13 protein-coding genes and 1 tRNA gene are annotated in these 15306 nt (G+C 51.5%); 10 read left to right on the forward strand and 4 right to left on the reverse strand.

Annotated features, from left to right (window positions below; translation table 11 throughout):
* The first annotated feature begins 2 nt into the window (after positions 1-2).
* Positions 3-1340 (forward strand): flavohemoglobin expression-modulating QEGLA motif protein, encoded by a 1338-nt coding sequence (locus H573_RS16580; protein ID WP_036255441.1) that lies wholly within the window; start codon positions 3-5, stop codon positions 1338-1340.
* Here the strand turns inward: H573_RS16580 and ppnP are convergent.
* The 3 genes from ppnP to H573_RS0101470 all read right to left on the reverse strand — a co-directional run bounded on the left by ppnP (position 1337) and on the right by H573_RS0101470 (position 5991).
* The gene (gene ppnP, locus H573_RS0101460; RefSeq protein ID WP_027872718.1) at positions 1337-1618 is read right to left on the reverse strand and encodes a pyrimidine/purine nucleoside phosphorylase; all 282 of its coding nucleotides are present in this window, start codon (positions 1616-1618) and stop codon (positions 1337-1339) included. The two genes, H573_RS16580 and ppnP, sit on opposite strands and share 4 nt — an antisense overlap.
* Positions 1615-4776 carry an efflux RND transporter permease subunit gene (locus H573_RS16585; RefSeq protein ID WP_051170830.1) on the reverse strand — a complete coding sequence of 1054 codons (3162 nt, stop codon included), beginning with the start codon at positions 4774-4776 and terminating at the stop codon, positions 1615-1617. Before H573_RS16585 ends, ppnP begins: the two co-directional genes overlap by 4 nt.
* A 90-nt stretch (positions 4777-4866) precedes the next feature.
* Positions 4867-5991 carry an efflux RND transporter periplasmic adaptor subunit gene (locus tag H573_RS0101470; protein ID WP_027872719.1) on the reverse strand — a complete coding sequence of 375 codons (1125 nt, stop codon included), beginning with the start codon at positions 5989-5991 and terminating at the stop codon, positions 4867-4869.
* 459 nt (positions 5992-6450) lie between these two features.
* On the opposite strand from H573_RS0101470, the gene H573_RS16590 reads away from it, so the two are divergent.
* The 9 genes from H573_RS16590 (at position 6451) to H573_RS0101515 (ending at position 14836) form a co-directional block, all read left to right on the forward strand.
* Positions 6451-7806: a tyrosine-type recombinase/integrase gene (locus H573_RS16590; protein WP_205618880.1), complete on the forward strand. Its 1356-nt coding sequence runs from the start codon at positions 6451-6453 to the stop codon at positions 7804-7806.
* A 103-nt stretch (positions 7807-7909) separates the two neighbouring features.
* Positions 7910-8983, forward strand: a complete 1074-nt coding sequence (locus tag H573_RS0101480) for a hypothetical protein (RefSeq protein WP_027872720.1) — start codon at positions 7910-7912, stop codon at positions 8981-8983.
* 129 nt (positions 8984-9112) lie between these two features.
* Positions 9113-9442: a hypothetical protein gene (locus H573_RS19460; RefSeq protein ID WP_051170832.1), complete on the forward strand. Its 330-nt coding sequence runs from the start codon at positions 9113-9115 to the stop codon at positions 9440-9442.
* A 1-nt stretch (position 9443) separates the two neighbouring features.
* Positions 9444-9782, forward strand: a complete 339-nt coding sequence (locus tag H573_RS19220) for a helix-turn-helix domain-containing protein (protein ID WP_161624223.1) — start codon at positions 9444-9446, stop codon at positions 9780-9782.
* A complete protein-coding gene (locus tag H573_RS16605) occupies positions 9775-10623 on the forward strand; it encodes a toprim domain-containing protein (RefSeq protein WP_051170835.1) in 849 nt (282 codons plus the stop codon). The genes H573_RS19220 and H573_RS16605 overlap by 8 nt, the downstream gene beginning before the upstream one ends.
* Entirely contained in the window at positions 10620-12236 is a 1617-nt protein-coding gene (locus H573_RS16610; RefSeq protein WP_084497847.1) for a YfjI family protein, read from the forward strand. Before H573_RS16605 ends, H573_RS16610 begins: the two co-directional genes overlap by 4 nt.
* On the forward strand, positions 12230-12658 hold the full coding sequence (locus tag H573_RS0101505) for a hypothetical protein (protein ID WP_027872721.1): 429 nt from the start codon (positions 12230-12232) through the stop codon (positions 12656-12658). The genes H573_RS16610 and H573_RS0101505 overlap by 7 nt, the downstream gene beginning before the upstream one ends.
* A 724-nt stretch (positions 12659-13382) precedes the next feature.
* A complete protein-coding gene (locus H573_RS0101510; protein ID WP_027872722.1) occupies positions 13383-14129 on the forward strand; it encodes an endonuclease/exonuclease/phosphatase family protein in 747 nt (248 codons plus the stop codon).
* 8 nt (positions 14130-14137) lie between these two features.
* On the forward strand, positions 14138-14836 hold the full coding sequence (locus tag H573_RS0101515) for an endonuclease/exonuclease/phosphatase family protein (RefSeq protein ID WP_027872723.1): 699 nt from the start codon (positions 14138-14140) through the stop codon (positions 14834-14836).
* Positions 14837-15102: 266 nt separating this feature from the next.
* Here H573_RS0101515 and H573_RS0101520 read toward each other — a convergent pair.
* Positions 15103-15195 (reverse strand) — tRNA-Ser (locus tag H573_RS0101520).
* Positions 15196-15306 lie beyond the last annotated feature (111 nt).

The following is a 15306-nucleotide window of genomic DNA, read 5'->3' on the forward strand; positions in this document are numbered from 1 at the left end:
TGATGACATCAGACGCCACAAGTTATAAAACAGCGCTGCGCGCGCTCTCGGATGAGCTGATCCGCATTCAAAAGCCGATATTGATACTCGATGCGATCAAGTGGCCCCATGATGTGGAGAAACGTTTTTTTGAGAACGGCGCCAACGCGCTACCGACCGTGTGCCGTGAAGACTACCTGCGCAACAACCCTCTCAGTTTCAACGCGGCAGAGATTGATGCACAACTGAAAAACTTCCAACAACGGCTCGATAGTGCTCTGGGGCACGGCGACGCCCTCGGCCAAATTCTTTGGCAAACCGCCGAACAGTACCGCAGCGTGGTTGACCTACTGGAGCACCGTGGCCAAAAGGCATTCTTGACCGCCAGCCGGCGGCTTTATGGCTCTGCACGCGATCGTCTGCGGGGTGACAGCCTGCCGCTTATCGACATGGGTAAGCGCTTGTGCAGCATTTTTTCCCTTCCCGCTGCCCACCATCTTGCATCCCCCTACCCCAAGGTCATCGATGCGACTGGCGCAGTGGAAATGCTCTCCCAACGACTCAAGCCCTTTTTTCCGGATACCGCTTTCACCGTTCGGGAAACAGATGGCATCGTGTCTGATGCCTCAGCCGGGGGCGACTGCATCAAAATTAATCGCCACGCGCAATTCTCCCTTCTCGATATACAAGTTTTGGAGGTTCACGAAGGTTGGGTGCATGTCGGCACCACGTTAAATGGTCGCCGCCAGCCATGGGCCAGCTGGCTAAGCGTCGGCTCTCCCCGTATTACTGCCCTCCAAGAGGGCTTAGCAGTGCTTATCGAGACACTGACGTTTAGCTCTTTTCCCGGGCGCGCGCGAAAAATCAGCGACCGTGTAGTGGCTATCGATATCGCAGAACAAGGGGGCGACTTTCTCGATGTATATCGGCACTTTGTTGGCCAGGGCCTCAGCAACAAGGAAAGCTACAAAATTGCCCAGCGGGTATTCCGCGGTGGAATGGTGGAAGGCGGCGCCTGTTTCACCAAAGATTTGAGCTACGTCAGGGGCTTTGTCGAAACGGTAAACTTTATTCGCAGCGCGATCCTCAGCGACGTGCCGGAAATACTACCAATGCTGTTTGTAGGCAAGGTGTCCCTGGAGGACGTCCCCCATCTCTACCCCTATTGCCAGGAAGGCATCATTGAAGCGCCGCATTATCTGCCGCCTATGTTTCGAGACCTAAATGGCTTGTACGTGTGGTTTGGCTTATCTAGCGGGCTGGCGGATATCAATATTCACAGTGTCCAGGAGCACTTTCAAACACTTTTCGAGCACTTGAAAGCCGCTCCGGACGCTATACATGGCACCAAGTGCGATTAGCCATAAAAACACGCGTAGGCACTGGTCTCTTCCACTTTCAAATCAAACGCGCTGTTGGCCGGTACATCGAAAGATTGCCCGGCGCTAAAGCGCTGCCAATCGCTGGAACCCGGTAGCAATACAACCAGCGCGCCAGTAATAACTTGCATGCGCTCCGCCGCTTCGGTGCCAAAGCGGTATTCACCGGCTTCCATAACGCCCACCGAGACCGGCTGGGATTTTCCTTCAAAACCCAATGACTGAACTTTTTCGTCAAAATAGCTGTTGTGCTTGATCACGACACACCCTCTTTTTCAGTTAAGGCGCGATCATACCCGTCGCGCCCCGCTTCGGCCAGTACACCACCCTCAGCGGAAGACGTGGCGCGGTGGTCTCGCCCTATGTAGTGGTACATGGCCGGCACAACGAACAAGGTAAACAGCGTGCCGATGCTCATTCCCGAGGCGATAACCATACCTAGCGAGAAACGCGATGCCGCACCGGCACCACTGGCAACCAGCAGTGGCAACATCGCCATCACCAGCGCCGCCGTGGTCATCAAAATAGGACGCAAACGAATCGACGCGGCCTCTTCTATGGCTTCGCGCTTGGACACGCCCTGCTCCTGCAACCGGTTTGCAAAATCCACCATCAAGATACCGTGTTTGGAGATCACCCCAATCAGGGTGACCAGGCCAACCTGGGTATAGATATTCAGGGTCATACCGGGGAACGTTGTCAGCTGCATACCGTTAGTCAGTGCAAAAATATTAATGCACAGCAACGCGCCACATACCGACATAGGCACGGTCACCAGAATGATCAGCGGGTCCCGGAAAGACTCGAATTGCGCCGCCAAGACGAGGTAAATAATCAGCAGGGCAAAGGCAAAGGTTCCCACCAATGCTCCGCCCTCTTGCTTGAACTGCCGAGAGCTCCCCGCGTAGTCCAGCTGAAAGTTGGCGGGCATAATGTCGTTGGCAATACCTTCAAGCAGGGCCAGCGCTTCGCCCTGGGAAACATCGGGGCGCGGCACTGCAATAATCGTATTTGCATTTAATTGCTGGGCATGGGGTATTGATCTTGGCTTGGTTCGCTGCACAACCTCGACGAGTGTGGAGATTGGAATCAGGTCGCCGCTTGCCGCACGCGTGTAGTACCCGGTCAGTTGCTGAGGGTTCAGGCGCTCCTCGCGCTCAACCTGGGCAATGACTTTGTACGAGCGCCCCATATACGAAAAACGATTCACCTCAGCACCCGCCATCATCGCACTCAGATCTAAGCTCAGGCTTTGCATGTCAACGCCGAGTAGACCGGCCTTGTCTCTGTCGACGATAATTTCGGCCTCGGGGCGATCGAAATTTAACTGCGAGGCCACGTAGAAAAAGCGCTTACTGGCCATCGCACGCTTAACCAGCTCATCGCCCACTTCCGCCATCAGCTGTGGCTCAGCCGTCGACTTGAGAATAAACTCCACGGGATAGCCCTGCCCTGGAGTTGGCAGCGGCGGCGGCTGGAATGTCGCCAGGCGTAGCGGCGCCACTGACTCCATGCTCATACTCAAGTCGTTAGCGACATCCCCCATTGTCTTGGTCCGAGCGTCCCAGGGGGTGCCAATCAAGCCGATAAAGCCTTTATTGCTTTCACCACTTTCTGAGATGGTGAAGGCAAACGTATGATCCACATTGGGGTGCTCCAACGCCAAATTCTGAGCGGCCAAAAAGGCATTGGTAAAGTACTCCGGCGATGCATAGCCGTCACCCTCGGCAATGACGCCAGCAAAACCTAAGTCTTCGGCCGGCGCCAATTCGTTGTCACTGCTCTGGTAGAGGAAATAACACGATACCAACACCACCAAACCGAATACGCCAATCACATTGACCTGGTCCATCGCTGAGTGGAGTCGCTGCTTATAGCCCTGGCGCCAGTATTCGAACTTCTCATCCAGGAAACGCTCCAGACGACTGCTACCCGATTCATCGTGCGACTGCAGTATTTTTGCGCACATCATCGGTGTTAACGTCAGTGCAATAACGCCCGAAATCAATACCGCGCCCGCCAAGGTAAACGCGAACTCGGTGAACAGCTTGCCCGTCATTCCGGTTAAGAAGCCAATCGGTGCATACACTGCCACCAGGGTGATTGTCATCGCGATAACCGGCCCCAGTAACTCGCGTGCGCCTACCAAGGCGGCCTTAGATGGCTCCATGCCCTCTTCAATATGACGATGGATGTTTTCCAGCACAATAATCGCATCATCGACCACCATGCCGATCGCCAAGACCATCGCCAATAGCGTTAGCAGATTAATCGAGAAGCCCATCGAGTACATCAGGAATAGAGCGCCTACCAACGACAGCGGTACGGTCACCGCCGGGATCATTGAGCTGCGCAGTGAACCCAGGAACAAGAAGATGACCAGAATAACGATAATGACCGCTTCGATCAGTGTTGCTTGTACATCGCTGATTGCCGCGTTGACATAAACCGTGCTGTCATAGGAAATATTCGCCTCAATACTCTCCGGCAAAGCGCGGTGAATACGCGGCCACATTTCGCGGATTTCCGCAGTGACATCCAGCAAGTTCGCATCCGGGCGCACTTCAATACCGATAAACAGGCCTGGCTCGGCATCCCAGTGCGCTACATAGTCGTAGCTCTCATCGCCGAACACCACATCGGCGACATCCCGCAAGCGCACGAGCTGCGTTCCTTCACTGCGCAGCACAAGGTCCCTGAATGCCTCTACTGTGCTCAAATCCGTATCTGCAGAAATGCCGACCTTAACGTACTGCCCTTTGGTTTCCCCTACGGCCGATAAAACGTTTTGCCGTTTTACTGCTGAAAAGGCCTCGCCCGGTGTCATGTTGTGCGCCGCAAGACGTTCTGGGTCAAACCAGATCCGCATGGCGTAATTCCTGCCACCGAGTATCACCGCGCGCTCCACACCGCTGAGGGCAGATAGCTCCGGTTCAACAACCCGCGCCACATAATCAGTAATTTGCGCTTTGCTCAGCGTCTTGGAGTAAAACGACAAGTACATCGCCGCGTTGTCACCGGCACCCGCTAACTGAATAACAGGGTCCTCACTACCTTCCGGTAGCTGACTGCGCAGCTTATTCACTTTTGCGGATATTTCGGTCAGCGCCTCATTGGGGTCCTTATCAATTTTCAGGTTCGCCGAGATGCTCGACAATCCCTGAGCAGAATTGGAGGTAAGAAAATCAATGCCATCTGCTGAGGCTATCTCACGCTCCAGCGGCGTGGTGATAAAACCTTCGACAAGTTCTGGGTCCGCGCCCGGATAAACGACCGAGATACTGATCCGCGCATTTTGAATCTCAGGGTATTCACGCACCGTCAGGTCCTGTGCCGCGCGTAAACCCAGTAGAAAGATCACCAAGCTGACCACAATGGCCAACACCGGGCGTTTAACAAATATATCTGTGAAATGCATGACGCCTGTCCTTGTTAGTGGCGTGGGAGAGTCATCAACCTATTTATGACCATCAACCTCTTTAGAGGCCATCAAGCTATTTATCGCCGATCACCCCTGCGGGGGGGCCGGCGTCAAGCTAGGCTTGGGACGGAGCGTGTTATCGATCGTAACCGGCTGACCACTGCGCAGCTTCAGCAAGCCAGTACTGGCGACTTCGTCGCCTTCTTTAACGCCTGAAATGACTTCAATAAAATCACCGCGGGCCTCTCCCAAGGTAACGAAGCGTTGAATGACATCCAGGGCCTCGGCGTCGCCACCCTCCTGTTGACGAATAACGAAAACCGAATCGCCGTAAGAGCTGTACTGAATAGCGGTTTTTGGCAAAACCAGCACCTGCGTCGGCTCTCCCAGGTTTACCGTAACTTTTGCAAATAAGCCCGGTTTCAGCACTTTCTCAGGATTGGCAAATCGCGCGCGCACATCGAAGTTACGCGTTTGTGCATCAATCTTGGGTTCAACGGCGATAATCTCGCCACTAAACTGGCGCCCACCCAGCGCGTCGACAACGATTTCGATCGATCTGCCCGGGTTCACCTTGCCCAGCTGCTTTTCAGGCAATGAAAAATCCAACTCAATGGGATCTAAAGACTGCAGGGTAACGATCTTGTCGCCAGCGCGGAGGTATTGACCCAATGCGACTCGGCGAATACCCAGCTCACCACTAAAGGGCGCTCGCAGAGTTTTCAAATTCAAACGTCCCCGCTGCGCCTCCACTGCCGCCTTGGCCACATTCGTTTCTGCCAGCGCGGTGTCATATTCAGACTTAGAGATGGTTCCGCGCTTGTAGAGTTTTTCGCGCCGGCGCTGCTCAATCTCGGCAAGCTTTGCCTGCGCTTCCAATCGCGCGAGCTCACCGCGCTCAGCGACAGACTCCAAACTCAGTAGTTCGGTGCCCGCCTCAACGCTTTGCCCAGATTCAAAACTAATTTTGGTGATGGTGCCATCAACTTCAGCGGTCAGATCGGCGCCCTTCACTGCCACCAAACTGCCCACCGCGTTCAGACGAGCGACCCACTGCTGCGGGGTAACCGTAGTGCTTGAAATCGTCACCGGCGGCGTCGGCATATTATCGATGAATTCATTCATCATCTGGTTGCCAAACCACTTCATACCAAACACGCCACCAAAAACAACGCCGCTGATTGCCAGCATTACGACCATACGCTTAGTCATTTGTATTCCTTGTCGACCATCCAGTAGCTGCGAATTCGATATAGCAATGTGTCGAGCTCGGCGAATGCGCCAAGCCCAACAGCTTCCCTATCACGAGATCACCGCTGTTACCCCTAGAAACAGTAGTACGAATTTTACACAGAGATAGTAACAGGGATGAGAATGAGAATGCATCAACAATTTAACCGCCTACATTGCGTAAGCCATTAATATTAAAGGGGTTATTGGGAATAACCTTGGACACAAACTAACGCATAAGTAAAGTCTTGGCGCGGCCAACAACTGCAGGGTGGCCAAAATGCCAAAACGCAAGCATAAAAAAAGCCCCAGTCGTCAGACTGGGGCTTTTTATGTATGGCGGAGAAGGAGTCTATTCCTTTGCCACGTAATGAAACCAACGTAAACTTAATTTAGATGCTATATATAAAGTACATAACGAATTTTAGGGTTTCATAAGGGTTGTTAAGATTTCGTACAAATGCATATAATTTGGCGCAAGGATTGGCACAATATTATTCTGGCGGAGATATGCCTAAACCCCACCCCAAAGAAAAGCTCAAAGACCTACAGTTAAAAAGGCTGACTAAGCCGGGCACTTATGCCGATGGACGCGGCCTTTACTTCAACGTAGACCCTGGAGGTAGCCGCAGTTGGGTTTTCCGGTATATGTTGGACGGGCGTCGCCGGAAGATGGGACTGGGCAGTTATCCAGAAGTCTCGTTGGCTGAGGCGCGCGAGCATCTGGCCTACTGGCGCAAAATATTAAAGGGCAACTCAACTACCCCACCTCGTGACCCACTGGACCTAAAACGCGAAAAAGAGGCAGAGGCACGCAAGAACAAGCGTCAACTGGTTACCTTTGACCAAGTGGCAGAAAAGTTTATAAACGCCAATCGCTCAGCATGGTCTAATCCAAAACATGCTCAACAATGGGAGCGCACACTAGCGCAATACGCCAGCCCTATTATTGGCAATCGCCATATTGCCGACATAGACACAGACGATATTCTTCAGGTTCTGGAGCCTATTTGGACAACCAAAACCGAAACCGCTACTAGGGTGCGAGGGCGGATAGAAAAGGTTATTGATTACGCCAGAGCAAGAAAGCTACGAACAGAAGAGAACCCCGCACGGTGGCGCGGACACTTGGACGCTTTACTGGCAAAGCCATCTAAGGTCGCGAGAGCCGAGAACTTCCCCAGCCTGCCCTACCAGAGAATAGGAGCTTTTATATCGGCGCTACGGGAATCAAACAGCATATCAGCCCTAACCCTTGAGTTCTTAATACTGACCAACACCCGCACGGGGGATGTGCTAGAGGCCGACTGGAGTGAAATTGACCTCAATACCGAGCTATGGACGATCCCAGAGTATCGACTCAAGACTCGGAAGGAGCATATTGTCCCGTTGTCTGACCGAGCCATAGAAATCCTTACCAGCCTTGAAAATAAAAATGACAAAGGCCTGATCTTCCAAAGCCCACGCGGTGGCCAACTATCGAATATGGCCATGCTCAAACTGATAAAGAGCATGGACAATGAGAAAACACCTTGGCGCGCACCTGATGGCCGTGTAGTCACTCCACATGGCTTCCGCACTACTTTCCGCACTTGGGCTGGTGAATGCACAGCATACCCCCGAGATTTGATCGAATTTGCTATGGCCCATCAGCTCAAGGACAAAGCAGAGGCTGCTTACCACCGCTCCACACTGCCCGAGAAACGCCGCAAACTGATGCAAGACTGGGCAAACCGAATTGGGCAGCCTGAGGCCCAACAGGGCGAGGTGATACCAATTAGAGACGTACTTGCCTAAGTAACGCTATGTTTTTGATGGCTTTCCCTCTTAATAGGTGACCAATTCACTATGCCATTACAGCTACCTAAACCAGAATGAAAACTAGAAGGAGTGTCAACTTATGGCCGAGAACAAATGGCCTCCAGTATCAGAAATAAACAGGGTTGCCTGGGAAATCACCCTTCTGGAGATGGGCGGCGACCATGTGCCAAGTCTTATGAAAAATGGTAGCGGAGCTGGGCTAAGACAGCCTAAAAGCGAAGAGTTACTAATAGACAGGTCGCTAAGAAAGTCAGGTAACGCAGAGCAAATAGAAGCAGCGCGAGAAGTGGTGAGGAAACAACTAGCCGATGAGCAGCAGAAAAGGTCGGATGCACTTCGAGCCGGCGCTAACCGCTACGAACAATTGCTCTCCCTAGACACTGAAGCTATGGATGCGCTCTACAATGACCTCAAAGAGCGTTCCCGTCGCCTTAAAGCAGATCACGCCAAGCCAGATTTCAAACATTGGGCGAGAATGGATGCCTGGACCATCGAAGAGGGGCTGTGCCTTGCCTTTAGCATCAAGCCAGGCATTTTGGGCGAGGCGATACCCCCTACTCTGGAGCTACCAGGGGAGAAATATGTCAGTTTTTTTAGCTCGCATTTTTCCGCGGAGGTGTTGCTAGGCAAGGAGCTTGCGCACGAGTTTTCCAGTGCATGTGAGCTGGCAGAACGCAGTTTCGGAAAAGCCGAGTTTAAGCGCAAAGCCTATCCACCAGAGGACTTTCTGTGTTGGGCTGAAAGAAAACGCATCCAAATATGCACCGAACTGATGGAGGCGGCGAAGGATCACCAGCGTCATATCAAAATGATGCTCAGCAAACTGGAAGAGTTAAGACATGCAAAAGTACGAATTGCACAGCTTGAAGAAAAACTGGTCGACCTTAACTCAAAAAAACAGGATGAGACTCCCCCCCCAAAAGCGTTACACCACAAGAAAGAGAGATCGTACTTACTACTTCTTGGCGCATTACTCTTCAAACAGGGGATTGATTGGCGGGAAAGAGGCGCAGCAAGCAAATTAGGGCGTCTGGTGAACAAAATTGGCGAGAATATCAACGATGATACATCAAGAAGCATATTGAACGCTTTAGACGATAAGGAACTGGGCGCCACCCTAGAACAGCTACGCAATAAAATTGAGCACCCTTAAAAAACCGAAATACTTCTATTTCGGTTTTCAAAATCCTATTTAGGCTTTTGAAGTCAATATGTTAGCGATTCTACAGCCACGCCCCCAAATGACTGCTGGGGGAACCTTTAGCAACAAAGGAGCTAAATCGTGGCTAGACCCAAAACGAAAGCAACACCACTCGTCCCCGATATTAATCCCCGCATCCCCTTCAAGTTTTTACGCCCACGTGATCGCTTGGCCCTGCTGGGCGAAAACAAAACTAGCGACTACCGAAAGCGCAAGGAAGGCCTACTGCCTGAAATGGTAGAGCTTGGCCCACGCACAAAAGGAACCCCGGACTACGAAATTGAGATTGTTCAATGCGCCCGGCTAGCGGGTGCTAATGACGCAGAAATGAGAGAACTGGTCAAAGCAATCCATGCGGCACGCACAAAGCTTGATTGGCGAACGATGTTTAGTACAACGGAGGTGGCATAGCATGAAAAAAGGCCACTCTCCTAAGAAAGCAGCCTCAACAACAGTGCCGTCTAATTGTAACTCCTACGCCGCCCAGCGCCAACGCATGATAGAAGCATTACGGACAGTACCTGGCGGAATCACCACCCTTGAGTTCCGTGAGCAATACGACGTGATGGCACCCGCACCCAGGGTGTTTGAGCTACGTCACGACTATGGCCACAACATCCAAAAAGAAATGGTCAGAGGCGTCAATGCACAAGGAAACAGGCATCGCACAGCGTTGTACACTCTTCACTCCGGCCCATGGAAGCGGCCGATCAAGAAGAATAAAAGCAAAGGAGGTACGAGCAATGAATGATATATACCGTGACCTCCAACAAGGTTTTTACAATGCGGGACTCGAGCCACCCCGCCACATTGAAATTGACGGAAAGGTCCACCGCTATGCCCAACCTGATAAGCCTAAATCCCATTCAAGTTGGTACGTCTTCTTTGGATCTCCGAACGGAGTAGCCGGTGTAGTAGGCGACTGGCGCACGGGGCAGAGCCTTAACGTATCTACGTGGCTCGACAACAAGCTAACTCAAGCCGACATTGAAGCGAGCAAGGCGATGATGGCAGAGGCCCGAGAACGCGCTAAGAAGGCCAGAAAAGCCGAGCAGCACGCCGCCGCACGGCGAGCGCAAGTAATCTGGAATAACTCCCACCCCGCCGCCCCCGGTCACCCCTACCTAACTAGCAAGTGCATTGGGCCTTGCGGTTTGCGTGAAACTGCTGGCAACTTGATTGTGCCGGTAACTGACATTGATGGTGTGTTGTGGTCAATCCAGACAATCAGCTCCCGTGGTGAAAAGCGCTTCCTGTCTGGTGGCCGCATCAAAGGCTGCATGTATTGGGTTGAGGGCAGAAGCAAAGGCCCAATATATGTTGCAGAAGGCCTTGCCACCGCCGCCAGTGTGAGGGCTTATACAGGCCGAACCACTGCATGTGCATTTAACGCTGGAAACCTCCCTGCAGTTACGATGAAAATCAAGGAGAAGCACCCAAACATCCAGCTAATCGTGGTTGCCGATAATGACGCGGCTGGAATCAAAGCTGCTAGACAGGCTTCCGCTTTGACTGGTGCCGACCTGTGGTGCCCTCCCACTCCTGGTACTGACTTTAATGACTGGGTCAATGCACGCGGGGTATCTGTATGAATGAACTACTACAGATAACCGCAGGCGTTGCGGGAGCTGCGGATTTGCGGACCAACTCGGAAAAACCTGATTTGCAAAGCTTTCCGAATAAGAAGGACTTGCGGACGGCTTGCGGAAAGAGTGCGGGAAACGCTAATGGCCGCCCTTTGCCTATGCTCAAACCCATTCCTCTGCCGGAAAAACCACAGGCAATCACCTATCCGGTTGGAGCATTAGGCCCAATACTAGGAAATGCCGCAAAAGCTCTTGCTTATCACGTGCAAGTACCTCTCGGAATTGCTTGTCAGTCAGTTCTTGCCGCCTCTTCGCTCGTTGCTCAACAGCACGTTGACGTGGCGAGAGGCAAGATAAGCACTGGCCCAGTGTCGTTATATTGTCTATCCGTTGCCGAAAGCGGTGATCGCAAGAGCGCAACCGACAAACTGGCGCTCAAACCAATCAGAGGTTTTGAAGCAAGGCGCCGAGAAGAGCTTAACTCTGAATGGAGCCGCTACCGCTCAAACCTGCTCGCGTGGGAGATGCGTCTCAACTCAGTCAAACAATCATTCAAGCCTAATGGCAAACACAAGGCCATGAGCGAAAGCGACGAGCAACGCCTCGCTAGCGCACTCTTAGAGCTTGAGTCAGAAAAGCCGACCCCGCCACCAAGGGCAAGCATCACCTTCACAGAACCCACCCCAGAGGCGATATGGCGCCATTATCAGCAAGGCGTTCCAAGCGCTGGCTTATTCTCTGATGAGGCGGTGAGCTTCTTTAACGGCCACGGCATGAGCGCCGACGCAAAAGGCCGAATGATCGGCAGCTTGTCTCAGTTGTGGGACGGCAGTACCTTACAGCGCACTCGCGCAGCAGAGGGTGAATCTGGAGAAATGGATAATCGCCGTCTTTCAGCACACCTCATGGTACAACCCGTCGTCAGCGCTGAAGTATTGTCCGACCCTCTATTACTTGGGCAGGGCTTTATCGCACGCTTTCTGGTATGCCATGAGGACAGCATCGCCGGTACTCGCTTTCTCAAAGATCGTAATCCAGAAATCGGGGCTGATAACGATCCAGCTATTAATGCTTATTGGGATCGACTATCTGAGTTGCTTGCTATCCCGCTAAAGACAAACGAGGAAACCGGTGGGCTTGAACTGCACACCCTCAAGATTACCGGAGAGGCCTATCAATATTGGGAAGCATTGCATGACGGTATCGAAAAGCACCTTGTACCAGGGGGCAGCTTTGTCGACATTAAAGCCTTCGCCTCTAAAGCCGCCGAGAATGCCGCACGCATGGCTGCTGTCATGGCATTTGTTGAAGGTGAGGAAATCACAGCATGCCATATTCAGCGCGCCGGCGAGCTGGTTTCCTACTACCTTAGCTCCATGGCAATCCGCACAGGGGAAGCCGCCAATGACCTTGCAGACGTGCAAGCCCGCGAATTGCTTGAATGGATCAAACAGCATGGAGGCAAGCTGGAGGCAGCTCAATTTAAGCGCCTGCCAAGTGCGTACCGAAAGTCGAGTATAGCCAGGGCAATACTCGAACGATTGCGGCTAGACGGCCACCTAACCGCTGAACTTGGCACTGGCGGTAAAGCAATAAGCTGGGAGGTAATCGAATGCTAGACCTGATTGCCGAAGGGATAGCCCTCCGAAACAATCCGCCGAACTTGCCGGGGGTGAAACATCCGCAATTCTCCGCAAAAACCCGCAGTAATGAGCATATGAAACAGGCTCAATCAAACCCTCATTATACGCTGCCGCCAGAGGTGACTGACCACAAAACCCGCAATTCCGCAAAATCCGCAATACCTCCTACTTTTGAATTAAGCATAGAAGCGCTCAATCTTAGAGGTATAGAGATCACACCCGATGACCTGGCTTTCCTGCGCCAACGTCTACCACTAACCCCAGACAAGCGCGATGTCCTACTCGATCAGTACATAGAAATATGGCAGCGAGCAATGCAGGGTGAGTGCGCACCACACCGAAAGCAAAACAAAGGTCGATTTGCAGCTAATACATGGCTTAGAGAACGGAACCGTTAAATAGGTGATTTCCAAATGATTTCGATAAAAACTGGAGGCTGATTATGGGCGGTGTGGGATCAGGTAGGCCATCGAATTACACCAGGGTAGTCGAGTCGACGAAACGAATTGATATTCGGTATATGCGAAGGCAGTGCCTGCTGAAGCCAGGGTTGTCCGGAAATCTAAACTGGTCACGCAATGGTGAACTCACTGCTAGCGTTGCTTTCACAGTTGGGAGTGACCAAGTAACCATCAGTTATCGCTACCGGAATCGCCTTTCGGCTAGTGATTGGCAGGATATAGAGCGGCACATACGGCTATCTGAGACGCCTTGCCACTATGGCGGGGCAAGGCAATGGTTTCTCTGCCCACGCTGTAATAGGCGTTGTGAGGTGCTATGTGGAGCTGACAAGTATTTTCTCTGTCGCCAATGTTACCGGCTGCCCTATCAAACTCAACTTGAGAATGAGCATGGCCGCGCCTGCATTAAGCGGAATAAGCTGCACGACAAATTGAAGAGCAGCTATCGACGTCCTTTGTGGGGTAAATCTCGTGAACGTCTGCTGGAACGCTATCTCGCAGCTGATGTGGAAGCAAACCGCGCCTTAATCACTTGTTGTGAAAAACTAGGCATTCGTTTGTAACCTACATGGGTTCTCTAACAATCGAGTACAAGGTAAATTATCGACCCAGAACGCATCTACGGTATGATCCAAGCACTACTTAGCTTGTTGAGCCAAGAATGAAAATTGTCACATGGAACTGTAACGGCGCATTCAGGAAGAAATACCACGCGCTAGAGCCAATGGACGCAGACATCCTTGTCATTCAGGAGTGTGAAGACCCTGCCCAATCAACCAAAGCCTATCGAGAATGGGCCGGCGACTACCTTTGGCTTGGAGAATCAAAAAATAAGGGCATCGGAGTTTTTCCGCGCAAAGGCAACACCGCTCAAGGATTGGACTGGCAGGGAGAATTTACAGTTCCCGGCCTAAGAAGCCGCAGCCGCAGTATAACGTGGCGCACAGAAGATCTACGTTTATTTCTACCATTCACCATAAACCACAGCACCACTGCCCTGGCTGTATGGACAAAAGGTAAGGAAGACCATGTTTTCGGCTATATGGGGCAATTTTGGAAATACCTGCAAATCCATCACGCTGAGCTAGCCAACGATCACACTATGGTTATTGGCGATTTCAATAGCAACGTACAGTGGGACAAGCCAGACCGTTGGTGGAGCCACTCCGACACCGTAGCGGAGCTAGAGGAACTCGGGCTCCGCAGCCTTTACCATTACCGCACCGGCGAGGACCCTGGAAAAGAGTCTAAACCAACTTTGTTCCATCAGCGCAAACAAGAAAAGCCCTACCATATTGACTATGTCTTCCTGTCGGACGACCTACTTCATTCGGCTAGCATTGAAGTGGGCGATTATAAAGACTGGATAGCTCTAAGTGACCATACGCCCTTAATCACTAGGTTTTGAACCCAGAAATGAAAATTATTACATGGAACTGTAACGGCGCATTCAGGAAGAAATACCACGCGCTAGAGCCAATGGACGCAGACGTCCTTGTCATTCAGGAGTGTGAAGACCCAGCCCAATCAACCAAAGCCTATCGAGAATGGGCCGGCGACTACCTTTGGCTTGGCCAATCCAAAAATAAGGGGATAGGAATTTTTGCAAAAGGCTCGACCAAGATAGCAAAACTTGATTGGAGTGATGAAGGGCTAGAACTCTTTTTGCCATGCCGTATCAACGATTCCTTCAATTTGGTTGGCATTTGGACAAAAAACCCTGGGCCTAGAAAATTTCGCTACATAGGTCAGCTGTGGCAATACTTGCAAATACATAAAAGAAAAATTGGCTCAGACCGGATAATTCTATGCGGTGATCTGAATAGCAATGCTGCCTGGGACAAAAAGCACTCTGGCTGTAGCCATAGTGACGTTGTTACAGATCTAAGCAAATTAAGTATCGAGAGCATCTACCACCGGTTGACAATGGAAGATCATGGCCTAGAAAAAACGGCCACACAGTACATGTACCGCAATGAACAAAAGTCTTACCACATAGACTACGCGTATATTTCGGAGGCATTACTGCAAGACCCGCATATAGAGATAGGTAAATACGAAAACTGGATAGACCTAAGCGACCATATGCCATTGGTAGTTAGTTTGAAAACCTGAAAAACAAGAATCGCGAGGGGAGATTATGGCAGCAACACTAACAATATTAGCCGAGACGAGGCGATATACAGCTTGCACGTACTTGGCTTCGCTTTTCAGCCCTTAAATAAACAAATGCAAAGCGGGAATGAAAGATTTCAGGTAGTTAGCCCCCCAGGGGAAGTGCTGACGAGATAGTGGGCCCGACTTTTTGGCACCAAGAGTGGCACAAGAAAAAACAACAGACAAAAAAATAACCCGCTATATCAGCGGGTTATCTTAAATAATGGCGGAGAAGGAGGGATTCGAACCCTCGATGAAGCTATTAACCCCATACTCCCTTAGCAGGGGAGCGCCTTCAGCCACTCGGCCACCTCTCCGAATTGTTCCAACGTTCCGTTGGAGCTTCGCTGCTAAGACCTTGTTTTCAAAAGCGTGTTAGCAACGAAACGCGCGGCATAATACCATACTGAGCGAAGAATCAAAGGCCT

Origin of the sequence: Neomelitea salexigens DSM 19753 (genome assembly GCF_000422345.1) — a bacterium.
Lineage (GTDB): Bacteria > Pseudomonadota > Gammaproteobacteria > Pseudomonadales > Spongiibacteraceae > Spongiibacter > Spongiibacter marinus_A.